Source organism: Prolixibacteraceae bacterium, from assembly GCA_019720755.1.
GTDB classification, from domain to species: domain Bacteria; phylum Bacteroidota; class Bacteroidia; order Bacteroidales; family Prolixibacteraceae; genus Halosquirtibacter; species Halosquirtibacter laminarini.
The window spans coordinates 2,284,629-2,309,745 of record CP081303.1; the positions used below are offsets into that span (position 1 = coordinate 2,284,629).

The 25,117-nt window shown below is 35.5% G+C and carries 16 protein-coding genes; 1 reads left to right on the forward strand and 15 read right to left on the reverse strand.

The features are described 5' to 3' along the window. The first annotated feature begins 79 nt into the window (after positions 1–79). Positions 80–295, forward strand: a complete 216-nt coding sequence (locus K4L44_09025) for a hypothetical protein (protein QZE12731.1) — start codon at positions 80–82, stop codon at positions 293–295. Between the two features lie 104 nt (positions 296–399). Here K4L44_09025 and K4L44_09030 read toward each other — a convergent pair whose 3' ends face one another. The 15 genes from K4L44_09030 to K4L44_09100 form a co-directional block, all read right to left on the reverse strand. Next, the gene (locus K4L44_09030) at positions 400–1,944 is read right to left on the reverse strand and encodes an arylsulfatase (protein ID QZE12732.1); all 1,545 of its coding nucleotides are present in this window, start codon (positions 1,942–1,944) and stop codon (positions 400–402) included. Between the two features lie 111 nt (positions 1,945–2,055). After that, positions 2,056–2,571 (reverse strand): DUF4833 domain-containing protein, encoded by a 516-nt coding sequence (locus K4L44_09035; protein ID QZE12733.1) that lies wholly within the window; start codon positions 2,569–2,571, stop codon positions 2,056–2,058. After that, a complete protein-coding gene (locus tag K4L44_09040) occupies positions 2,568–3,572 on the reverse strand; it encodes an NAD(P)-dependent oxidoreductase (protein ID QZE12734.1) in 1,005 nt (334 codons plus the stop codon). Before K4L44_09040 ends, K4L44_09035 begins: the two co-directional genes overlap by 4 nt. Positions 3,573–3,627: 55 nt before the next feature. Beyond that, the gene (locus K4L44_09045; GenBank protein QZE12735.1) at positions 3,628–4,746 is read right to left on the reverse strand and encodes an N-acetyltransferase; all 1,119 of its coding nucleotides are present in this window, start codon (positions 4,744–4,746) and stop codon (positions 3,628–3,630) included. Positions 4,747–4,882: 136 nt separating this feature from the next. Beyond that, positions 4,883–6,526 (reverse strand): LTA synthase family protein, encoded by a 1,644-nt coding sequence (locus K4L44_09050; GenBank protein ID QZE12736.1) that lies wholly within the window; start codon positions 6,524–6,526, stop codon positions 4,883–4,885. 1,135 nt (positions 6,527–7,661) lie between these two features. Next, positions 7,662–10,499 carry a hypothetical protein gene (locus K4L44_09055; protein QZE12737.1) on the reverse strand — a complete coding sequence of 946 codons (2,838 nt, stop codon included), beginning with the start codon at positions 10,497–10,499 and terminating at the stop codon, positions 7,662–7,664. A gap of 192 nt (positions 10,500–10,691) precedes the next feature. Next, on the reverse strand, positions 10,692–11,300 hold the full coding sequence (plsY, locus tag K4L44_09060; GenBank protein ID QZE12738.1) for a glycerol-3-phosphate 1-O-acyltransferase PlsY: 609 nt from the start codon (positions 11,298–11,300) through the stop codon (positions 10,692–10,694). A 41-nt stretch (positions 11,301–11,341) separates the two neighbouring features. Then, complete coding sequence (locus tag K4L44_09065) at positions 11,342–12,136, reverse strand: DUF1295 domain-containing protein (GenBank protein QZE12739.1); 795 nt, start codon at positions 12,134–12,136, stop codon at positions 11,342–11,344. Positions 12,137–12,226: 90 nt separating this feature from the next. Beyond that, entirely contained in the window at positions 12,227–13,999 is a 1,773-nt protein-coding gene (locus K4L44_09070; protein QZE12740.1) for a DegV family EDD domain-containing protein, read from the reverse strand. Between the two features lie 645 nt (positions 14,000–14,644). Continuing rightward, positions 14,645–15,757, reverse strand: a complete 1,113-nt coding sequence (locus K4L44_09075) for a phytase (GenBank protein ID QZE12741.1) — start codon at positions 15,755–15,757, stop codon at positions 14,645–14,647. Positions 15,758–15,770: 13 nt separating this feature from the next. Then, positions 15,771–18,539: a TonB-dependent receptor gene (locus tag K4L44_09080; protein ID QZE12742.1), complete on the reverse strand. Its 2,769-nt coding sequence runs from the start codon at positions 18,537–18,539 to the stop codon at positions 15,771–15,773. A gap of 437 nt (positions 18,540–18,976) precedes the next feature. Continuing rightward, positions 18,977–20,722 carry a RagB/SusD family nutrient uptake outer membrane protein gene (locus K4L44_09085; protein ID QZE12743.1) on the reverse strand — a complete coding sequence of 582 codons (1,746 nt, stop codon included), beginning with the start codon at positions 20,720–20,722 and terminating at the stop codon, positions 18,977–18,979. Positions 20,723–20,732: 10 nt separating this feature from the next. After that, positions 20,733–23,897 (reverse strand): TonB-dependent receptor, encoded by a 3,165-nt coding sequence (locus tag K4L44_09090; GenBank protein QZE12744.1) that lies wholly within the window; start codon positions 23,895–23,897, stop codon positions 20,733–20,735. Positions 23,898–24,524: 627 nt separating this feature from the next. Next, positions 24,525–24,809, reverse strand: a complete 285-nt coding sequence (locus K4L44_09095) for a hypothetical protein (GenBank protein ID QZE12745.1) — start codon at positions 24,807–24,809, stop codon at positions 24,525–24,527. Between the two features lie 56 nt (positions 24,810–24,865). Continuing rightward, positions 24,866–25,111 (reverse strand): hypothetical protein, encoded by a 246-nt coding sequence (locus K4L44_09100; GenBank protein QZE12746.1) that lies wholly within the window; start codon positions 25,109–25,111, stop codon positions 24,866–24,868. Positions 25,112–25,117: the final 6 nt, after the last annotated feature.

A 25,117-nucleotide genomic window follows, 5' to 3' on the forward strand; every position in this document is an offset into this window, starting at 1 on the left:
TTTTTTTGATGTTTATCAGCTTGGAAGTAATTAGATTATCGTATTTTCAAAAAGCTAAATAAATCAAAACGGATGAATTATGAAGAGTTACTATATCAACCACCAAAATCAGAAAGATGGTGCACATGAAGTGCATACAGCAGATTGTCCTTTCCTTCCTGGTAGTATCGATCGAAGATATATTGGAGCTTATAAGAGTGTAGATATGGCTTTAGATAGTGCTCGTGTCGAATATATGGATGTAAATTGTTGTAGTTACTGTTGCAAGAGTGAAGCAGATGCTGCGATTGCCTAAATCTTAGTTATTATTGTTCAACCGAACACTGTTAAAATTCAGAAAGTATGAAAGGAGGGTAGAAAGCCTATCAATATGAAACTATTGATAGGCTTTTTTAATATCTACAGATTGGTTATTTCTGTTTTTAAGTCATTAAGTTTTTTTCGCTGATTCCACCCTTTATAGCCTTCATCATTTTTCTGTTTCACTCCTTGAGTGCTTCTTCCATTATCGATACATTCGATCAGTTGTCCATAAAGATCTTTCACCACTTGAGCATGTTCTCTATAGACATTCGTTGTCTCTTGAGGGTCCGTTGCAATATTATATAATTGTACATCTGGAAGATTCATCTCTTTGGCTTTCTTCGGTCTAGGTGCAGACCATCCACCAGAACCTGCACATAACTCTAGTTTCCAATCGCCTTTTCGAATGGCAAAGCTTCCGTTGATAGAGTGATGTATTGTGTAGTCTCTTTGGTAATGATCCGAGTCATCCCCCATAAGAATTGGCATCATGCTATAACTATCTTCGCCCTCATTGTCTTGCATTTTAAGTTGAAGAATATCTGCCACCGTTGCCATAAAGTCTGTGGTACAACTAATTTGATCTACTTTAGTATTTGGCTTAATCATCGCAGGCCAACGAACAATAAATGGTATATGATGCCCCCCTTCAAAGATATCTGCTTTATGACCTCTGTAGTTCGCACTTGGATCATGCCCTTTTGCTTTCAGCACATCATAACGAGCCATTGGAGAACATCCATTATCAGAGGTAAAGATTATCATTGTATTATCATCAATTCCTTGCTTTTTTAACTCTGCAACCAAATCACCCACATAGTGGTCGATCATCATAACAAAATCACCATAAGGATTTAAACCACTCTTTCCTTGCCACTCTTTGGTTGGCACAATAGGAGTGTGTGGAGATGGGATAGGTAGATACAAAAAGAAAGACTCTTTCTTTGATGCTCTCTCTGCAATATATTTTTTTGCTCTATTAAAGAAGTTTGGTGTAGCCTCTTCGATCTTGAAGTCAGGAGCAATCCAACCTTTACGATAAAATCCATACCCTTTAGTCCCGTCGATCTTCTCCTTAGGTATCGCTGTCGCTTTACCATTTTCAACGTAAACATATGGAGGTATATCTAACGAGGCAGCATGTCCATATGCATAATCAAATCCTAGATCATTTGGATTGTTTGTTATTGGCTTTGTGAAGTCAATTTCATTATTTGAATTCATTCCCCAGTCCCATCCTAAATGCCATTTCCCGATATAAGCCGTATGATAACCTCTACGTTTAAATAGATCGGCAACGGTAGTTCTAGAAGAATCAATTAGTGCCTTACTCTCCCCCCAAGTAACACCATTCTTTAAGTTTGAACGCCAATTATAACGTCCTGTAATAATTCCATATCGTGTAGGAGTACATACAGCCGAAGAGGAGTGCATGTCAGTAAAGAGGGCCCCTTCTTGTGCGATCTTGTTTAAGTTTGGGGTTTTTATTTTCGATGCTGTATTGCAAGCTTCAATATCACCAAAGCCCATATCATCAGCCAAGATATAGATAACATTAGGTCTTTTAACCTCTTTTTCTTTTTGAGTAGAACATCCTGCAAACAATGCAGATATAGCAACCCACTGAGCCCAGATTTTCATAATTGGATTTTTGTGTGTTTAAATTAGTTTAGTATTGTATTAATCCTTAAAGATAGAATAAATTAGAGGAACAAATGAAATGAGATACTAAAAGGTATGTTTCAATCGACGTTAATCAGGAACCATAACCGTCCTCTTTTGCAATGTGTTTGAATTGGTTAAAAAGGTAAATATTTCAATCGATGATACCTTGGGCCAAAGAGCACTATCGTCAGCATGAATAAAAAGATGGTGTAAGCTTTGCATCTCCTCCCCTTTCTCTTTCCAATATACTTTTGCTTGGAAAGGCTTTTTTTGGATAAGTTTTAAGACAACCTCTTTATGAGCGACTAACATAACACGAAATGTATTATTCCTTTCCAAATAGGTCTCTAGTCCATAAGCATACTTCTTCTCAATACGATTTAATGCTTCGACCTTCTCTCCTTCTTCATAGAGTCTCCAATAAATATTGACCGGTTTTAGAGGATCAAGCCATCCATTCGAATCATAATTCGCTTGATAGATGACAGTATTTTTATTCTTGCTTCTCTGGATATAAAATAACATATTTTTCTCCTTTGTAGGAGTTGGATATGAAAATCCATACAAAATGAAACAAAGAATCGATAACATAATATATTTCATAATAGCCGTTGTTTTTTGTACCATTGAAGTACATTCACTAATCCATCTGATAAGGAGTATTTAGGATGATAATCCACCTCATGGTATAACATTTCTGTATCACAGCCCCAATTATTCGCGATCAACTCTTTCTGTTTATCTCGATTAAGATCAGAAGCTCTTCCTGTCAGTTTTATTTTAAATTCGATCATTTCAACCAATCCACGTAGAACAAGAGACGGGATCTTTATCTTGATCGTTTTAACTCCCAATACCTGCTTTACAATGAGCATAAAATCGTGAAGAGTATAATTAAATGAGTCCGATAAATGATAAACCTTTTGATTGTTTGCGTCAACTGTTAACATTATAATTACTACTACAAGATCCTCCACATGAATAAAAGACAGTTGTTGTTTGGGAGAGGTCATATAAGGCTCGAATCCCCAACGAATAGCTTTAAAGATCTGTAAGAAACTTTTATCACGTGGCCCATATACAGCAGTAGGTCTAATAATGGTAGTAGATATCTCTGTTTGCCCTAAAAGAAACTTCTCAGCAGCTCTTTTGCTTCTACCATATGCAGTAATAGGTTCCGGATCTTGATCCTTCGAAATAGGCTTATTGGTCACTGGATCTCCTGGGCCTACTGCTGCAAGACTACTAATAAAAACAAACTTTGTAGGTCGTTGATGCAGTATTAAAAAACTTTTGTAGAGATTCCGAGTACCGAAATCATTTACCTCATCAAAATATTGTTGCTTTGATGCGATGGTTACTCCTGCAGCATGAATTACGTAATCTATATTTTCACCTTTCTTCGATAGTTCATTCCACCTATCAGACATCTGCATCGTGTTTGATAAATCTAATGTAATAAACGTTACTTTTTCGTTATCGAGATGGCCAGTACTACTTGTACTCCGAATTCCAGCATACACCTCATGCCCATATTCTAAACATTTTTCAACCAAAGCACTACCAACAAAACCTGTAGCTCCTGTAATGAGTATTGTAGCCATAACATTCACTTTTAGTAAGCCCTTCATAAAGGATATGAGGGCTTAAATATTTTGATTATATTTTTTTGATATAACAACGTCTTCTTTTATGCTGTTCTCCATTGAAGAACTTCCACATTTGATGAATATTCGTATTGTCTTCTAATTCAATATTGGTCTCTGCTTTGGTTATTCCTAAGTCCATAGCTCCTTTAGTAATATCGTACATGATAATAGAATTTACTCCTTTCCCTTGATAATCTCTATCCACCGCAATCAGACAAAGGTCTACACAATCACTCTTCTTCATTGCACGGTACAGATGATAAATCCCTGTAGGCAATAGTTTTCCTTTCGCCTTTTGCAGCGCATCAGTTAGCGAAGGCATTGCAACTCCAGCAGCAACCATTCTATCTTTTTCGTCAACTACAATACTAATCATATCAAGGTGTACATAACTAAGATAGCACTCCGTATAATACTTTCTCTGCTCCTCATTCAATGACACATAACCATAAAGATCGCTGTAACCATTATTGATCAATGAGAAGAATTCATCAGCACGTTCTTTTAACTTCTTATGTGATTTATATTTAACACTTTTAAGTTTATGTATCTTCTTACAACGGTCTGAAAGCGACTTAATACGTGCAAGAATGTCTGCATCTGGATAGATTAGAAACTCAATCCAATCTGTACTTTTAGAAAACTTTAGCGCATTAATATGCTTCTCATAATAATCGAAGTTATAGTTTGTAGACATGGTACCGGCCCTATCATGCCCTTCAATAAGCAACCCTTGTCTATCCATATCAGTGAACCCCATAGGGCCATGAAGGGTATCCACTCCCTCTTGCTTAAGCCATCTACAAGCTTGTTTCATCAATAGTTCAGACACCTGTATATCATCTACAAAATCGAATAGACCGAAACGACCAATCTTTCTATTGGTCTTTTCTTGTTCTCGTGTATTTATAATAGCAGCAATTCGCCCTACAGGTTTTTGATCTTCCCATGCCATCCAGTACCTTACACGACAAAACTTTAGAGCCGGATTTCCTTTTCTAAGACTTTTATCTTCATCTATATGAAGAGGGAAAGCCACCTGTTTATTTTCTCTATATAAATCTGTATAGAATCTAATAAATTTCTTTATATCCCCTTTGGTTGTGATCTCTCTAATTTCTATAGACATAATTATTTGTTTAATTATATTTTATTTTAGCCAGATGAGCAGTTATCTAGACAAGTAACATCTGCCATATAGGTCATCATGGTTGTCTATCTTCCATCCACCCTGTAGCCATAGCACACAGAAATTCTTTATGTATCTATCTTTTATATTTATCAATCCATGCTTTCATAACTGTAATATCTGATTGATAAACATGCTCTTTAGAAAGCAGATTATGTTGTTCTTTTGGATCTAAATCTAAGTCATAGATTGCAATCATTTTCTCTCCATCATAACGATATAGCATATTATCGAAGATAAATTGATAAGATTCGTTGATAATATTTACAGAAAATTTCTTCTCATGAGGATCAAATAGATTATGTCCTGGAACCTCTCTCCTAATTGGGATATTAAGATATCCCATGACGGTAGGAAATATATCTATTTGCTGGGCACGCTCCTGACTAACTCCCTTTAATTTTGCACCAGGATCAAAGAAAAGAAGGGGAATGTGATACGCCTTTTCAGAAGTCGCATAATTTTTATTCCACGCTTTTATGGAATGGTCTGCTGTAATTACAAAAAGAGTATTGTTGTACCATGACATCTTACTTGCTGTCTCAAAAAACATACGTAATGCATGATCTGAATAGGAAATAGTTGGCTCGATACCATCCTTCCCTTCAGGATAAATCCCCTTATACTCTTTAGGAAGTACATAAGGGTTATGTGAAGAGAGAGTAAACACAGTAGAAAAAAAAGGTTTCGGTCCATCATCTAACTCTTTGGCCATATAATTCAAATAGGGTTCATCCCAAATTCCCCAAGTTCCATCGAAGTCTGATGGAGATGGATATTCATCCAAACCTCTGTAGTTTTGTACCCCACAGAAATTACAAAAATCACGAAATCCCATCGTTGCATTATGGGAACCATGAAAGAAATAGGTTTGGTAGCCTAATGAATCCAAACAACTTGGAAGAGATACAATTTTCTCCCTCTTTGGCTGTAATATATATGGGGTTTGCATCGCAGGAATAGCGGCAAAGATAGCAGGAAGTGCATCCATACTTTTACGTCCATTAGCAGAGGCTTTGGTATAATAATAGCTATCAAGCATCAGAGAATCTAAAAAAGGCATATATCCAGGACTTGTGGGATTCAGACGATTAGAAGCCTCTGCAGTAAAACTCTCTAATATAATTATCACTACATTCTTCTTTTTCACCTCATCTTCTATTCCTTTCGTCCTATTTCGACCATTTTCTCTTTCACAATCTCCTATTCTAATATAGTGTTGGGAATAACTCTCAATCAGACTATAAGCCGAATTCAATGAAATAGATGCAGCAATAGGGTCTTCGGTAAGCTCCACGGCATCTATAGTCTCTAATTGTGGGGCAAAGATATTTAAGTGACTTTTTATTCCGATTCCCCATAATAGTAGAAAACATAGAAGATATACCCATTTGTTCTTCTTCATTTCTATCTGCTTCGATTGATTATATCTAGAATAAGCGTAACGAAAAATAGAAATTAATGCAAATAGTAGAACGCCTAATAGTAAAAAACCATACCAATATGTTATAAGAAATTCAACTCCTAATGTGTCCATATTTGCCTGTGTCCCTAGATAATCAAAGATTGAATAGGTCATTCTTTTTAAGGTAAAAGGAAAATAAAACACATCCACAAGGTTCGCTATGATGATCAGTGTATTAGCCCCAACAAATAAACTTGTTAAAAGATATTTAAACCACCTCTTTGATAAAATATGATCAGATAAAAGCAGAAACATCGCTAAAGGTGTATTTACAAGAAATATTGTAGCTATATCATACCGCCCTCCTAATAAAAAGCAATAAATCAGCTGATTTAAAGGAATATTTTGGAACAGCGAAAAGCTATATATGAAAAATAGGATTCGACAAAGTAAAAGGATAGCAGTCATCGCTATCATTAAAAATAAAACTCTCTTTATACGCTTAATCATTCTTTACTTTAATTTAATTGTACTTAGTTTGGCTCTTTCACTATAGAAGTAGTGCATCATTATGTTATTTATTCTCCATTTCACCTTTTCATTGAGCCGGAATCTAATAAATAAAGGAAGTTGAGATAGAGGGAGATTATTTGCCATAGCTTTATCCGAAAGGTCTGTGACATGTTATTCTTTTCAACAACTTCCACAAACACAGTGGTAAATATGTTAAAGATATAGCTAGTATGTTTGATAATATTAATATTTTTAAATCAATGGATTAGCTAATAAAAAAAATATAGCTGATACTTAGAACCGTGTTTTCGAACTGTAATTTGTTATTTCAGCCCCAATATAGGGATTGTTCATGATTAAATTACCGTTATTAACTTAATTTTAATACAACAATAATTAATTTATTTTCACAATACAAATACAAAGTTCTTCGAAACCACAATAGAGTAATATATTTTTAATTGTTAAACACAGCAAGTATATGCCTCTAGAGAAATAAGCAAAAAACGGAGAAAGATTTATATGAAGTAGCAATAGACTCATCATTATGATCTCAATAAAAAGGTTGAGGCTTAGACCATTTATAATGGAAAGACGTAGTCTTAAAAAGAAAGAAGATTATGGATTACAGCAACTCTACAAAATAAACGAATAATCGATTACTATATTGTGGGATATATCATAAAGTCAATAAAAAAGACAATGAATTACTTTTCAGCCATTTCATAGGAGATAGTTTTCTGTTATTTAAATTATAAGAAACATCATTAGTTTAAAGGGGAAGATTCATAGAGCATTGAAAGACAATTGAACTTAGATATGTTGGGACATTACGTTTTCCTATTTTTTTGCAGATAGCATGACCTTCAAGGAAAGAAAAGGACTAAAAACACAGACAAAAAGAAGGCATCCAAATGAATATGGATGCCTAAATATTTTATTTCAATTGAAAAACATCAAAACGGGTGATCTTCATATGATTATTCACAGTTCTAAATCCAAAATAACCATGTTTCAAAGGAGTTGGATCGTACATCTCATAGACTAAGATACCATCCTTCTTATATCGTACCCAATGACCACGAACCTCAACCCTTACAGTACTTTTTTTATTTGGAACAATATGATATGGTTTCGTTCTATAATCATACTCTAAAGGCATTGGTCTATCGAAGTTACCGGTATATTTACGAAACCTTGATCTTGAATTATCATGCCCACCAAAACCGACATAATATAATTCTAACTCATTATAATCATAAAACTTACCAACCCTTTTAGGAGTCGGGTTGAAAAAATCTTTCTGTCTTGAATCTTGTGCCATCCAGAAACAGTTCAGATCACTTACTCTATCATGTTTCCCTCCATTAGAGATCACCACGACATCATACTCTACGGCAATATCTCCATGCAGCTCTTTTTTAAACCAAATAGTACATCCTTTCTCATCCTCTATCTCCATTTCTCCATCTTTCACAGTAACATAGTTTCCCTTATACTGTTCAATTTGCCAATGTTTGTCACTCTTTAGCATATTGGTATATAGTAGATCTTGAGTCGCTTGAGAGATCTGTTTTAAGTAAGGATAGAAACGAGAAGATTGCTTCCCTGCCCAATCTCCCATCTCAATAGGAACCTCTAAAACAAACTCTCCCTTATTAGCAGAAGGACGAGCAAACAAATTCGTTTTCATCTCTCTATTTACAGTAACAAAGACTTGACTCTGTGACTGCAATGGATCTGCAGCAACAATCTCAACTCCATTCTCTTTTTCTTGACAAATAAGAATTACTGGTTTATCAACAGAAAGAATCAATCCTGAAGGAAGAGTCAATGACCCTGCATGATAGAATACAGCCTGGGTCTGATTACGATGACTACTATACACTGCCTGTACCACATCTGTGTTTGCTACCACTTTTAATGAGGTCTCAGTAAGTTGGGCCTGCATATCCAATGGAACAATTGTCGGAAAGATGGTATAACAATATTTCCCTTGATCGGTATTGTCAATTGAAAGAGAGAAAATCGCACACCTTTCAACATCTCCTTCCTTATACACTTTATCCAACAGACTCCAATCACCACTCTTCTGTGTAGCTTCTAAAGAGACAAAAACGGGAGAATTATCTTGAGGCTCGATTAGATATCCTACACCATCCTGAATAAACCAACTATTCTCTTTCACCTCAAAAACTTTAGAAATAGACTCTCCTCTCTTTATCTTTCCTTCCACGCCATTAACTCGATAAAGAATATCGCTTCTCCATATAGCCTGATTAATGTTTGTGGAAACATTATAATCAGAGAAGCTCTTCTTTCTAATACTATTTCCTGTAAAAAGGATCTGGTCTTTTTCATAGAAATAGGCCTTATTCGCAAGTATATTCGAGAAAGCATTCTCTCTATCTTGCTGAAAAGCAGCAATGGCCTGATAACCATGAACCAAACCTCCAGCAAATTTATTGACACTCTTATTATTTCTTCCCCAATCAACCAGCGGGATATCTTTTTGAGACTTAACCTCGGCTGTTGTTCCTGGAAGATTTTGATAATTCAAAGCCACCTTCACTTTGTTATACTCATCACCACTCTTTACTACAAAGAACGAACCATCTCCAAAATGATAATTCTTCATTCCATTACCATTCCCACTCTCAGGGCCTGTTGTTCTGGCTGATCGCATCTTTAATGAAGTAAAGTATCGATCTTCGCGATATACCATTAAACTACTATCATAAAAATAGTTTGCTCTATAAGGATAGCGATCATTCTTAATCTGCTCCACTAATGCAGACAACTCTTGATTGCGATTTAGATTATCTCCCCCTATAGATTGAAGTCTTTTAATATATTGAATTAGGTGACGAGGTTGATTAGAACTTCCCTTTTTAGTAGTATGTCTTCCCAAAACATGATAATCCGAGAAATTACGATAGTAATGACTAGACAAACCATCTAAAATTGCATTTTGTATCGTACAAAGAGCCTTAGGGGTCAACTCCCATTTAGTCCCTTGGGTTCGTTTCCCATAATTTAAGACATCATGCAACCAACTTGTACCATAACCAATCCAGTAATCTTGACCTGAACCTCCATTATGTTGCCACCATGAATTATCTGATTGCAGTCCCAGCCCTTGATTATGATAGCTTGAGGTAAAATGAACTTGTTCGTATACATGTCTCATTGCAACAGTATCACGACTTAAAGCCACATAACCCAACATGCCATCTAGTCGATAACCAACATTGGCTCCTTGGTACGTATCCACATTGATACGACTACCAAAAGAACCTTCTGCAATCGTAGCCATATTTTGAACAAGAGAGGCATACTTTTCACCATCAATATCCTCCAATAATAGTCCTAATACAGAAGCCATACGAGGCTCTTCGAAAGCTCTTTTTGTCCAATTCGTTGAAATAATATGATTCTGACACCAGTAATCAACAGCAGAAATGATACGTCTTTTTTCTTTTGAAGAGACATCACTTGAATGAGAATACCAATATTGAACCATTGGTAAAAGATATCGACGAAGTGTACTAGCATCACTTTTACGATCCTCAAGGCTACCATCCTTTGCAATTAGTTTTACCGTAGAGTTAAAATCAATCTCTACTTTTGGATAAATACGTGCATCTTGAAGCACCTTATCATGAAGTGTTTTAAGGGAACTTTCCTGAGCATTTGCAGGGGAAACAAAAGCAAAAGAAGCAAATATTATCACTCCTATTGACAATTGTCTAATGACTTTTTGAATATGCACCATATCTAGACTTAGTTTATTGTTTCAGTTTTATCAATTAAATTCACTGTTATAGTTTACACTATCTTGAAACAACACATCATCGGTATTTCAAAATAACATAAATACAATAATACAAATTTGATCTTGGCTACTAAAATAATAAACTACGGTTCGAACTAGTTTTGAACGATCCAATACGATAACCGAATATTTTTATCCTATTTGATGTGACTCAATATTTGTTTTTGGTTCTTCTCCCTTCATCAATCTAATAATATTCTTCCGATGACGAATGACTACAACCATACATAAGGCAGAAGTAAATATTATTTGTTTCGGATCCTGTACTACAATCAAAGAACTCAATATCCAACTTATACTCATCGACATAGAACTCATCGAAACAAAGTGCGAAAATTTCTTAACTAAAAAATAGACTCCAATTCCAATCGCTACAGATATAGGTAGTATACATACCAATGCACCAATAGAGGTATTAACCCCTTTGCCTCCTTTAAATAGGAGAAATATAGAGAAACAGTGACCTACTACTGTAGCAAAAGCAACACGATAAACCAAAACATGATGAATATCGAAACGATACAAAATAAGCGCAACAGGCACAAGTCCTTTTAACATATCAAGAATCTGAATCCATAAAGCAAATGATTTGCTAGTAAATCGACCTACATTTGTTGAACCGATATTTCCACTTCCTTTAGTTCGTATATCAAACCCATAGACTAATTTAGTAATCCATAATCCAAAAGGGACCGAACCTATTAGATAAGCAAGGAAGACGATTAACCATTCACTATTCATAGCAATAAGATTTTAGGTATACTGTTAAATTAACAAGAACACTATTTAAATATATTGAATCGACGAGGGAAAAATTTCGGGACCTCTCCCTTATAATGGTCAAACCCGGATCTACTTTTCATGTGACGATCCAACATCGGAACACCAGAAACGCGCAACAATAAGAATGAAACAATAATAGGACCTACAAATGCGCCAAAAGAGAAAGTCGAAAAAGCCATCAATCCAAATCCCCACCAAACCACAAATTCACCAAAATAGTTTGGATGACGCGACACTCCCCACAACCCTTGTGTACACAAGCCCCTACTCTTTTTCTTAAACTGATATAGTTGATAATCTGCGATCGTTTCAAAAACAAAACCGACAACCCAAACAATCAAACCAAGAAAGAAGAAAAAGCAGGTAAAAAAAGAGAGCTCCTTTATACTGAAATAGAATATTCTGAGCGTCTTAGATATCAAAAAAACCAATATAGCTTGAAGAAAAAAAGTCTGAAAAAGGCTAATCCACCAATAACGATTTTTGCCATATTTCTCACGAAATCCCTGATACCGCTTATCTTCTTGTGGTTTCATCCTTAAAAAGAGGTAACCAGCCAATCGCAATCCCCATAAAACAACCAAGAAGGTAAAGATAAAATCCATCGCCCCACTGATTGGCAACATGAGATATGCACGTATGGCAACATAAACAAAAGCAGTCCCCCACAGTACATCCACAAAGTCAACTCTTTTTAGAACAAGACTCAAAAGCCAAAATAGAAATGCGCCAATAAGCAACTCATAAAAGATGGGTAGTTCAAAATACCTAAAGATAGCAGACTCAAAATCCATAATAGATCATTTTTTAGTGATTTAGTAGACTAAAAACGATGGATAGTTGGTGGTATATTTAATATTGATTTTGTGTATTATGATAGCACTTTATTCATACTCAACAACAATTCCTACAGCTCCCAATCCAGCATATATTCCTATAACAGGTGTAACAGAAACACTAGGTAAAAGTTCATATTCTGTTTTTTGCTGAACCATCTCTTCCAATCGATGCGAATCATAATTTGCGCCAACATGAACAACCTGACAACGTTTAATAGAGCGCTTCTTTAATTTTGAGACCAATCGTCTCAACGAATGGTCAAAACTAAAAGCGACACCACCAATCATAGCCTTACCCTCTTTATTCATAGATATTAAAGGGTATACGCTAAACAGTTTGGCCACTTTCTGAAAAGATTGAGGAACCCGTCCACTGTTGATCATCGCATTCAAAGATCTAACAGAAACCCATATTTCGGTCTTTCTTTTAACCACTTCGAATTCCTCTCGAAGAGACATTAATGTAGATTCATTTTCAATACTTTTAGCGATAGTATCGACCATCATACCATAAGCCGAAGAAAGAGTTCCACTATCCCACACGTCTATTTTTGGGTGTTCTTTTCCATTCACCTCTTTGGCTGCACGGATCGCGTTGTCATAAGTACCACTAAAGTTCTTACTTATATGTATCGAAATAACATGATCATACCGCTTTAGAAGTTTCAAATATACCCCTTCAAAAACTCCTTGACTAATTTGAGAACTTCTACAAGAAACCTCCTTTAAACCCATATCTTCATAAAGATGTCTTCCATCCATAGTAACACCATCTAAATGTTGATTATTATCGACGACCATAGGCATAGGGATTTTATAGACATGAGATGAAATATCTGTCAAATTCATATCGCAAGAAGAATCAACCACTAGAGCAATTCCCCCACTCTTTTTTTGGGTTAATAAATACTGTTGATTCAAGTCATCTACTTTTACCTTTGATATTTGCCCAATCGTCGATAGATAACGAGAGACCTCTGACGGCGAATCAGTGTGAATATGAATATGAAGACAAGAGTCGCTAGGGATACACACAAGAGAATCACCATAACACTCCAAGATATCCTTTATCTCTTCATTTTTTAACTCATTCCCTTCTAAATTCACCTCATAACAATAACGGAATAGTGGAGGAGAAGGCACCAGCTCCTCTTCTGCTAACATCTCTTTTGATGGAGAATAATGTTTAATTCGCCCTCTACGAAATGATTTAAGACATCCCTCTAAAAAACACACCATTCCCAAAGCCCCTGCATCTACCACATTGATCCGTGAAAGAACATCTAACTGATTCTTTGTATTTTCCAACGCATCCCTTAGTATCAATATTGAATTCCCTAAGGCATTCTTTATAGAAATATTTTGATTTTCAATCTTCTCGAAATACTCCGCCCATACTCGCATGATAGTAAGTATCGTTCCTTCTCGAGGTTGACTCATTGATTGATGTACGTAGAGATAAGCAGATCCTAGCAATTGGGCAAAAGACTTTAATGTGACTCCATCAAAAGAGGGAATATACTTCTGAAAACCGCGCAAATAAAGCGCAACAATAGAACCAGAACTCCCTTTCGCCTCAGATATTGCTACTTGCGATATCGACCGAACAGTCTTATAAAGATCTACAGTCCAATCAGAATACTCCAATATTGCTTTTGATGTTTGATATAAATTAGTTCCAGTATCTGCATCTTGTACTGGAAACACATTAATTCGATTAATCTCTTCCTCATAAACAGATAATTGTTTGGCACCATTCTTAAAGGCATTATAGAGGTCATAACCAGTTATTATTTGTGATTGTAAAGGTTCTTTCATAATCAAAGATTGTTGATAAACATCACATCTTAAAGAGATAAGGTGTAACTAAAGATACATTATTTTTATCATATTTCAATGATTATACATAACGAATACAATAACCCAATCCATATTTATAAAATTCATATCACCCTAATAAAATGTATTATTTTAATCTTCTTGATAGAATAATCCTCAAACCACATAAACTCCAAACATTTTATAACATAAAATTAGTTACACCATATATTATACTGTCATCACACAGAGACTGGCCCTTAATAATGTTATAATTATCGATACCAATCCTGTGTTTTTCTAATGAACTTATATCTACATCCCCCTACAAGAAAACTCAAAAAAGACAGTTCTAAGTCACACTTATAAGATATCGTAATATTCTCTTTTTACTAAAAATAAGATTGATCACTGTTTTTTCGATGAATATTTTTATATGGCACATCCCATAGAAAAAACATTATCAATGAACTAGAGCACTCTCTTCGTAAAATATTCACTAAAAAAAACGCCCATCCCCTAAAAAAGGAGATGAGAGCAAAATACAAATCAAACACTATAAAAACATCTATTGAATAAACTCATTCGTTTCTAGTAATTAAATAATAAAAGTATCATGAACAGCATGGGTACCATATATCTCTATTACATTCCTTTCAATCCACTACTCTCGACTACCAATCGATCTACCAAAGCACGAAGTGGTTCGTTTGATATAATCTTAAAATTCTGAGCCTCTATTTTTCCCAGATTACGATTAAAACCATCTTGAACAACAAACACTCCCTCTGGATAGGATTCTCCTAAATAAGCAGAAGTGATATCCAATCCATCAGTCTCCTCAATACTATCAATACCATCACCACTCTTTACACGAAAACTTCCTATATATCTATTTTCAGGAAGACGAAATACGGCATAACTATAGTTCCCTTGACTCGAAGCAATAAGAAACTTCTTATTATCATCACGCTTCCAAATCGTAATTCCCTCAATATCCATCACAATATTTTGATTTTCTTCTACACTACTCTCCTTCAACAATTTTGGACTATCACCTCGATACGGATTAATTTGAAACTGATAAATCCCCACCTCCTCTTCTCCAATATAACAGAGTCCAGTGTCGTCATCACATACCATTCCTTCTACTTGAGCAGTCATATTCAATTTACGAACAACAGTTCCGCCCACTTTATTCTTTGAATCAATCTCCACTCTCCACTGCATCACCTCTCCCGCCTTAGTGTTTACAAAGACATACAAGTCACCTCCCTCATACCCCATTGTCAAACCATAAACCTCCTCTTTCATCGTCGAATTAAAAGGCATTTGCTCTGCAAGAGAGACCTTTCCTAAGGGAGAAATCCAGAAAAAGATGATTGAATTAGTAGATCGATTTGATGCCGCAGCAAGTGACCAATTGGACCTACTGCCGTCATAAATAGTTCGGATATCCACATTATTCAACCTTCCTACATCAAAAAAACATCTCTTTTCTCCCTCTAAATTATATACAGCCAATCCAGCTTTCTTGTCAGTTCCAAGAATAAGGCTTTGGTCAGGAGAGGAAGGTGCAACCCAAATAGCAATATCATCGGCTGCATCGGCATGTTTATTTTGGGATACAGGTTGCGTCTCTGCTGAAGCAACAAGGTAATCATCAATCTGATCATCAGGAAGTACTCCTTCGCTCTTCCTTCCACACGATATCCATAGAAGGGACACCATTAATATTATTACAGGTATTAATTTCATCGTTACTCAATCTTTAAAACATTAAACGTATTCCCACAGTTCCTCTCACTCCATAATACTCTTCTTGCATTACATAATCTTTTTTCCCTTGATAATATCGCAAAGGTTGATTCAGAATATTATTTACCTGACCAAAAATATTCACGGTCTTATTTAACTTAACAGATGCATTCACATCCAAATATTGTACCTGATCATACCATTTATCATAAAAAGAGGTCGCCCCAAATTCATCGATAAATTCACTGCTATAATTATACGAACTTCTCAAAGTCAACCATCTATTTTCAAAAGCCAAAGAGAGATTTAAACTATGTTTAGGAGTTCCTGGCAAAGACAATTTTTCATTCTCTCTACCCTTGACTTGAAAATCCTGAATATCCGAAATGGTATAGGTGTAATTTACGAAAAATGAAAAATGTTTACCTAAAGCTCCAAGTAGACTCAATGGTTGTTGCATGGAGACTTCAATCCCTTTGATGGTTGCACTACCACCATTGATATCTTGACTAAAAACATCCCACTGCTGTCCATCATATAGATAATCTCGCAATTGATTCGAAACAATAAAGTCATCGATATCCTTATAAAATACTCCTATCGAAAAAGCACCATTCTCTTTTCCATAATATTCCAACATCATATCAAAATTCGATGAAAGAGTAGGTTTTAAAGTAGGATTTCCTATAGATATCTTATTGTCTTCTATATTTACATTCCGATAAGGAACCAATGAGTAGTATTTGGGGCGCGATAAAGTATTGGTCCAAGAGGCTTTATATTGTAGGGCATCAGATATTTTATATTTTAAAATTACACTAGGGAGTAGATTCCAATACCATTGATTACTCTTGTCTGTGGGAGTCAAAGAGGCTTCTCCATCACTATCCACATAATACTGAAACCCATCATAACTAATATCAGTAGCCTCCAAACGTACTCCACCAATCACCTTCAATTTATTTCCTAATTTCTGATCGTAACGAATATAGCTACTATAAACATTCTCTTTGGCAGTAAAGTTAACCGCTTCCTCTTCAAGCACCTCTGTCGACTCATAACTCGACCCATTCTGCAAATCCAAAGAGGATAGATAATCAATGTCCACAAAGTTCCCTATCGAATATTTCTCTCCTGGTTGAAAACCATCACGAGTTTGATAGCTCTGATTTGCATAAACATTACTCATAAACATCGATTCATCTAATGGCTCATAATCATAAAAACGATTATCTCTCACCTTCGATTTTAAACGTAGTCGTCCACCTATTTTCACCTTACTCCTGTATACTCCATCTAAAATTGGCAATTCAAGATCCACTTTTGCATTCTTATCTTCATCATAAGTCCATTGATTCTCTTCTGTCAACTCTTTCAGTTTCCATAAAGGACCAATTTTATTATACACCATAGATTGAGAAGAGACCAAAGGCTTCTTTGGATCAGAAAAATCACCATCGACCACAACCTCTTTTGACCGTACACTAAGGTAACGTTCATTAGGACGCGACTCCGAAGCTTTTGCATAGGATAGTCTCCAATCTAATGTAACACGACCCCAATGGTGCTCTCCAGATAACCCATAATTCATATTAATCTGATCTTCCAATCGAGCCATCTTATTGGTTCCACCCTTAGTTTGACGTCTCATCTCAGCCACATAGCTCCCATCATCTTGCAACGTGACATCTTTATAGCGAAGGCGATAACGGTTCTCCCAATCCTTTCTCTGATTATAGATTCCTGTTGCTTTAATAGTATGATTAGGATTCAGTTTTAGGTCAACCGTAGACGAATAACTCACCCTCTCTCTCTGAATATAATATTGACGAATCTGGAAATCCGATGTATACATTCCTTGATCCGAGTTCTCCCATTCCGCCTCAATATTATCAGAACCCAACTCATTATTCTGATAAGATACAGAGAGAACCACTCCAAGCTTCGATTTAAAGAAACGATTACCCCACAATAAAAAGCCATTATATGAAGGTTTCTGTGCCACAACATTCCACCCAGTTGAAAAAGTAGTACTTAAAGTCTGTCTATTAGGAGCACTTTTTGTAACTAAATTAATAGTACCACCGATGGCATCTGCATCCATATCAGGAGTGATCACCTTACTTACCTCTATAGACTCCACCATATCCGATGGAATTAAGTCTAACTGATTTGCTCGTGTCTCTGCCTCTGCAGAGGGCATTCTATCGCCATTAATAGTTACAGAGTTGTATTGAGGAGAAGTACCTCTGATATTTCCAAAACGAGCCTCCCCTTGGTCATATTGAATAGAGACTCCAGGAATACGTTTTAAAGACTCTCCTACATTTGAATCTGGAAATTTTGCAATTTGTGTAGCAGAGATAACCTGTTGGATATGATCACTACTCTTCTGTTGTGCTAATGCACGAAGCTCTCCATTATAAAAACCATTCACATTTACCACATCAAGAACCTCATTCATCGAGAGCGTAACATTTTTTTTCACCATAACCTCCTTTTGAGAAGCAAAAGAGAAAGAGATAGATTCATATCCTAGATAACGATAAACTACAATGTGAGTACCATCCCTTTTTACATTCAATCGATAATGGCCATCAAGATCAGTGATCACACCATTTTTATCTTTTTCATCATAGACAACCGCTCCCGGTAGTGGATTGCCCTTTTCATCTAAAACAACCCCATAAATAGTAGACCAATCTTTATTCTCAGGATCAGCACAGAGTGTCATAAAAGGAAATAGGAAAGTAAATAAAGTCGCAACAATTAATTTAGTCATATCTTCTTCAATTATAGATAGTAATTCTTTTAATACCCACAAAATCAAACTATTATATTACGAAACGACTACATTCATATTGCAACACTATTTCACTATAATCAAATAATACATTAATAATATTTAATTAAGGATAATAAAACAATGAAATTGTTTCTGCTCTTTCGAAGCTTTAATTCCCGTTTTAACCAATATAGCGACACGATGAGTAAAATAAAGAAGAAGTAATTTCAAAATCGCATCATCACGTTAAAAGGAAACTTTAACAAACATTATCTTTAATATTTCAGCAGAGATCACGCTACTTTAAAAAGAGGAATAAAATATAGGGGCTAGCCTTATTAAAGCCAACCCCCTATATTAAAAAAACATTGTATACGGTATTCATCAAGATGAAAGTCATCCACATAAAACGAATAAAATTCATCTTAATAACATTACCACCCAGGATTCTGCTCCAATCGCTCATTAAGATTTAATTGCTCTATAGAAATTGGAAGAAGGTAGTCCCTTAAGGAGTTAAACTGATACCCTTCAGGTATAAGTTTTTGAAGAGGATCCAAATATCCATTCGCATCCAAAGTTACATCATGTCCAACCACCAAATCAGGGTACTGATCAGCAAAAAACTTAATCCCCTTGGGTCTTTGGTTTTTGATCAGATTGGTTGCATTCCATCTCATAAGATCATTAAATCGAAATCCTTCAAAACATAACTCCACTCTGCGCTCACGTCTTATTTCATTAATCAAACCACTCACATCGGGAAAATTCCATTTCGAATCAGTCTCAGGTGTAAGCTTCATATGAGCTATTCCAACTCGATCCCTTAGTTTATTGATACTCTTATCTAAATCTGCCTGTGTCAATTCTCCCAATTCAGCTTTTGCTTCAGCAAAATTTAATAAAGCCTCCGCATAACGAAAATAGATAGTTGGAGAATCATCTGAACCTAAAACACGATACTTAAGATCCGGCACTCCTCCTTTATTGGTTCTAAAACCTGTAACACTATAATCATATTTATTGGCAGACAACAACTCTGGTTTTACAAAGAATCTATTGTTTTCAGGGTTCGCTTCATCTCGATCAATAATTTCACCTGGTGTTACGAACGTTTGAAGCATACGAGGGTCTCTTCCCGTAAAGTAGTCTGCATAAGCTGCCTCTTTTCTATAAAGAGAAGATTTTGAGTAAGGAGTACCATCTTTCATCAAATAGTCACTAATTAAAGACAAAGTAGCTCCTTTACTTGTAAATTCACCACCATCTCCACAGGTCTGTGCATTATTAATAATATGACGATGCCATAATCCCAAAGCAATGTCATATTTCTTTTGAAGAATAATCTCTGTATTATTAGATAAATTAAAACTTCTAAACATTGACTGATAATCCAAATTTGGATCATTGTCTTTACAATAAACAGAATAAACATTCGAAGCAATCAACTCATTACCAGCATCCACAGCAGCTCTAAAAAAGATCGACTCATCATTATCCACTCCAAAAGCAGTTCCTTTATGGTATCGTTCCCAGGTACCTTCATATAACCCTACTCTCGTTTTAAAAAGCAGTGCAGCCTCTTTACTAATTCTTGTTTTATCCTCAATATCACCAGAAGATAGAAGTTTAATAGCATTATTAAGATCTGTGAGTATAAATTGAACAATCTCAACTCTAGATGTTCTTGCAGCATAAAGCTCACCTGAATCTGAGTTAAGAACTGAAATAATCAATGGAACATCTCCATACTTCTGCACCAATCTGAAATAGAAAAAAGCGCGAAAGAAATATGCTTCCCCAACATATTGTTTATATGAATCAAAATCAGATTTGCATTTATTATAATTGGCAAAAAAGAAATTTAATGCTCTTATCTGTCGATACTCTCCCCAAGTAGCACCAGTAGTAGGAACAGATAACTCTCCATTGAGTCGTGGAATTGACATCTTCATACGAATCAAATCATCTGTACCTATATCTGTTTCACTCATACCTGATCCAAACTGATAACCATCACTAAAATGAGTATAAAACTGATTTACATAGGTCTTTAGGTCCTTAGTCGAACTCCAATATTGCGAATTTGATACTGTATCCTTTGGCAAAAGGTCTAAAAAGTCATTACTGCAACCTTGAAACATCCAAAGTGAAAGAAATATATATATTAATCTTCTCATAATTCTATTTTTATAATGTCATATTTAAACCAAAAGAGAAAGATTTTTGTAACGGATACACCTTTCCATTTCCTAGATAACCACCCAACTGTTCAGGATCATATAAATTTGTAAGATTCGTAAAAGTCCATAAGTTCTCCCCAGACACATAAACTCGTAACTTAGAAAGGCCAACTCTTTCAATTAAAGCAGAGGAGAATGTATATCCTACTTGAATATTTTTAATTCTCAAATAAGAAGCATCTTGAACATACTTTGTTTGGGTATGAAAATTCTTGGAACGACCATTTCCATTCGAGTATGGTCGAGGATAATATGCGTCTCTATTATTAGGAGTCCAATAGTCGAGTTGTTCTACTAAATAATTATTTTGCACTTTATTTCTTCCAAATCCCCAAAAACGTGTAGCAGAGGAAGATGGCATAAAATCACGTTTTCCTACTCCTTGCATAAATATCGATGCATCAAAACCAGCATAACTTGCATTCAAAGAAAGTCCATATTGATAACGAGGAGTGGTATTTCCGATGATTGACAGATCCCCATGATCATCTAAACTATTGTCTCCTCTATCAACCTTCTTATCTCCATTGGTATCAGCATATTTGATATCTCCAGCTTGCCAATGGTTACCACTAAGTGCAGATTGATCAACCCATTGGTTTACATCTTCATCTTGTTGAAAAAAACCAACAGACTCATACCCCCAAATGTTTCCAATATACTCGCCTGCTATTGGTCTATTCAGCACTCGTTTTTCATTAGGGTATTTTACCCATTTGGTTTTGCTATCTCCTAAAGTAAAGGTCGCACCATATTTAAACGAGCCAATACGATCATTCCAACTCAACATCAACTCATATCCCTTATACTCTTTCTCTCCTGCATTCACTAACTCTGTTCGTGAAGTACCTAGAACACTTGGAACAATTTTCTTTGGAACCAAAACATCCGTTTTATTTGTCTTAAACCAATCGAATGTTACTTGAAGACGTTGATTTAAAAAAGCTAGATCCACTCCCAAATCTAAAGTAGTATTGGTTGCCCATGTAATGCTAGAATTTGGTATCGTTGGCATCCCTGCATACAACATCTGTGAATCACCATGGATATAGTTTCCATATAAAGGACTGGGCATCAAAGATAAATACTGGTATAAGCTTGCAAAACTTTGATCTCCTAAAGAGCCCAAAGAGCCTCTTAATTTCATCGAATTAATATAAGGCTTTATATTTGACCAAAATGGTTCATGATGAATCTTATACCCCACAGACCCTGATGGGAAAAAACCATATTGAGTATCAGCATTCATAAATTTAGACGACCCATCGTAACGTCCATTAAGTTCTAAAAGATACTTCTCTTTGTAGTTATAGTTTAGTCGATAAAAATATCCTCTATTAGCCCACTCAGAAATTGCATCATCCGTAATCTTATCTCCTAGAGAGGTACTTATCGATGGCACTTTGTCAGATATCAACTCAACACCTGAGGAAGTTAAAGAACCTAATGACTTTTTCTCTTGCTCATAACCAACAAGTAGCTTGAACTTGTGTTTTTTAATTACGACATTATACGTTGAGACCACGTTTACCATCTCATAATTATTCTGTCCATATGTAGAAAAGAATTTATTCGATTGATTAAAAGAAGCATATTTTGAACCATCTGGAAGCTTTGTAAATACAGTCTTTCTATGTTCAGAATTCTTATCATAGCTATTATTTAAGGAGTACTTAAAAGTTGTTTTCCAACGTTTAACTGGTTCAATTGATCCGATCATAGAGATCCACAAATCATCATTTTGTTTCTTAATTCCACCACCTTCTTCCATAATCAGAAGACGACTAAACGGTGAAATATCTCCATTAGGATAATACAAAGGTTGTTGAGGCCATAGTCGAAGCATATTGTGCCAGTTTACCTGAGGTTTTAACCCTTCATCTCCTGTTGGACCTTCCGTTTTACTCCTAGCATACTTGGTATCTACTGCAATATTTAACCACGAAGTGATATCCACTCCAATATGAGTATTAAAGTTGTATCGCTGATACCAATCATTACCAAAATTTAGTTGACCATCTTGGTCATAAATACCCGCAGAAAAAAAGTAACTAATCTTTTCACTTCCCCCTCTTACACTCAAATCGTGTTTTTGCCTAAAGGCTTTGTCCTTAAAGAAGATAGTCCCCCAATCATTATTCGCATTCCCATTCTCATGGTCTAGCCATGCATTACTACCATTATCTCTTGTTTCAGTAGTAATCTTTCCGTCAATATAGTCCTGCATTCGTTGAATATCCTCAGTAGAGAAATGAGGAGGTAAGCCATTACTCTCTAGTGAGTAATTATACTTTTCCGCCGCTTCTACAGAACTCATCCATTGAGGCAGATTTAAAGGCGATGAAAAGGCCATATTGTTCGAATATGAGATTTGTATCTTTTGATTCTTCTTACCCTTCTTTGTCGTAATTAATACAACCCCATTAGGAGCTCTCGAACCATATATCGCTGCAGCAGCTGCGTCCTTAAGTATCGAAACACTCTCAATATCCTCTGGATTCACTTTATTCACATCCACAGGAATGCCATCAACCAATATATACGGCGCACCCAAACCACGAATGTTCCAATTCATTCCTGCTCCAGGTTCACCTCCTAAGTTGGCATTGGTCGATAATTGTAAGCCTGGAGAGGTGCCTTGAATTGCCTGAGAGACATTTGCAACCGATCGATTCTCAATTGCCTCGGCCTTAACTACCCCAACCGCTCCAGTAATATTTACCTTCTTCTGAGAAGCATAACCGACAGCGACCACCTCTCCTAAATTGACAGAAGAACTTGTCATGGTAACATTTATTGTTGTTTTTCCAGTAAATACGACTGTTTTTCTATTTAGTCCAATGTAAGCAAAGATCAATTCATCCCCACTCTTCACCCCATCTAATTTATACTTTCCTTCAAAATCAGATACTGTTCCTTTGGTCGTTTTTTTAATCATAATAGAGACTCCTGGAACAGAGCCTCCTTTTTCATCGAACACAGCTCCTTGAATAGTGTGTGTCACTTGTTCTTGTCCAGAGACGTTCGCCAATAGTTGTGTGGAGAAAAATATAATTATAAAACAAAAAAATATTTTATAAGAACTTTCACTCAAATGATAATTGTACTTCATTTAATTTAGTTTAGTTTAGTTTTGACTTATTAGTTAGATCATTATTAAAATTTCAATTTACAACTAGATAGTAGAATTAACAATCAATATAAAACTACAAGACAAGGATTTCTATTAGTATGAGATTACTCATGTTAAATTGTGTTACAAAACACGATATCTATAAAAACAAAACACGAAAAGGAAATTTGTAACTACTCAGGTTCATTTATAGTCTAGCCTCTATTCGCTAAAGAATGGAGGTTCAAAAAACATATAATGTGTAAATTATTTTTTTGCCAACTGATCTTAAGATGGTTTTGAGATAACCAATGAGCAATCATTCTCACTACACTCTTTCCTTGTTTTTTAAGTGTATCAACAATAGAGCGTAACATGGCATACCTCTGGGCTCCTTCTTCTGTTCGATAACCTGCAGATACTTTTTGTTTTATTTTGATATTTGAAGGGATAGAACCCTTTATGTATTAGTCCACAACTACAACGGTTTTCATAAAGGCGGTGCTCAATACAAAGTGGTTCAATAGCAGATGGAATGTCAAAAAACCTAACGTTTGCATAATAGTTTAGCATCATCATGATTTAATGTATTACCACACTGACACGTCGATGTAAGATAATATGACTCTAGCTTGTTGGGAAATCACTCTGTTGTAATGTCGATCCTCTATGGTTGGGTTGACCTCCGGGTTTCCTATTGGATTTCTCTCGAAGTGAGTGATTCTTCTTTACTGTATGTAAATCTCTTGAAGGTGGAAAACTACTATTACTCCTTAATTCCGCAACTTCTTCACTTTGAAGTTTAATTTTAAATAGATACGTGATATTTGCTGATTTTGTACGTACTCCTATTACCTTAAGGACTATTTGTTTATCAATTATTATAAAAAAAACAGACTTTCCCCTACCCATCTATATATTCAGGCTATTGATCGGTGGCCTGTTGCAATTTCCGTAAAATATAAAGTTTACGTTTGATGAGTAAGATGGATAAGTCTCAAATTGGATGTAGATAAATGCATAATTTGTTGCCTTCCACTCGTTGTGAATTTAGCAACGATATTGATGACCCTAAAGGTGAATTTCTTAATTCTAGACTCTTTGTCAAGACCTTCTACAACGCTACTAAATAGCGCAACGAGCCATCGGTACATAATATGGATAATCAGGGCTTGTTCATGAATTGCTGAAATGATAAAAGGTCGACTATTCATATTATA

Coding starts and splice junctions, on each gene's coding strand:
- K4L44_09025 (QZE12731.1), top strand. CDS start 80: ATGAAGAGTTACTATATCAACCACCAAAATCAGAAAGATGGTGCACAT.
- K4L44_09030 (QZE12732.1), bottom strand. CDS start 1,944: ATGAAAATCTGGGCTCAGTGGGTTGCTATATCTGCATTGTTTGCAGGA.
- K4L44_09035 (QZE12733.1), bottom strand. CDS start 2,571: ATGAAATATATTATGTTATCGATTCTTTGTTTCATTTTGTATGGATTT.
- K4L44_09040 (QZE12734.1), bottom strand. CDS start 3,572: ATGGCTACAATACTCATTACAGGAGCTACAGGTTTTGTTGGTAGTGCT.
- K4L44_09045 (QZE12735.1), bottom strand. CDS start 4,746: ATGTCTATAGAAATTAGAGAGATCACAACCAAAGGGGATATAAAGAAA.
- K4L44_09050 (QZE12736.1), bottom strand. CDS start 6,526: ATGTTTCTGCTTTTATCTGATCATATTTTATCAAAGAGGTGGTTTAAA.
- K4L44_09055 (QZE12737.1), bottom strand. CDS start 10,499: ATGGTGCATATTCAAAAAGTCATTAGACAATTGTCAATAGGAGTGATA.
- plsY (QZE12738.1), bottom strand. CDS start 11,300: ATGAATAGTGAATGGTTAATCGTCTTCCTTGCTTATCTAATAGGTTCG.
- K4L44_09065 (QZE12739.1), bottom strand. CDS start 12,136: ATGGATTTTGAGTCTGCTATCTTTAGGTATTTTGAACTACCCATCTTT.
- K4L44_09070 (QZE12740.1), bottom strand. CDS start 13,999: ATGAAAGAACCTTTACAATCACAAATAATAACTGGTTATGACCTCTAT.
- K4L44_09075 (QZE12741.1), bottom strand. CDS start 15,757: ATGAAATTAATACCTGTAATAATATTAATGGTGTCCCTTCTATGGATA.
- K4L44_09080 (QZE12742.1), bottom strand. CDS start 18,539: ATGACTAAATTAATTGTTGCGACTTTATTTACTTTCCTATTTCCTTTT.
- K4L44_09085 (QZE12743.1), bottom strand. CDS start 20,722: ATGAGAAGATTAATATATATATTTCTTTCACTTTGGATGTTTCAAGGT.
- K4L44_09090 (QZE12744.1), bottom strand. CDS start 23,897: ATGAAGTACAATTATCATTTGAGTGAAAGTTCTTATAAAATATTTTTT.
- K4L44_09095 (QZE12745.1), bottom strand. CDS start 24,809: ATGGGTAGGGGAAAGTCTGTTTTTTTTATAATAATTGATAAACAAATA.
- K4L44_09100 (QZE12746.1), bottom strand. CDS start 25,111: ATGAATAGTCGACCTTTTATCATTTCAGCAATTCATGAACAAGCCCTG.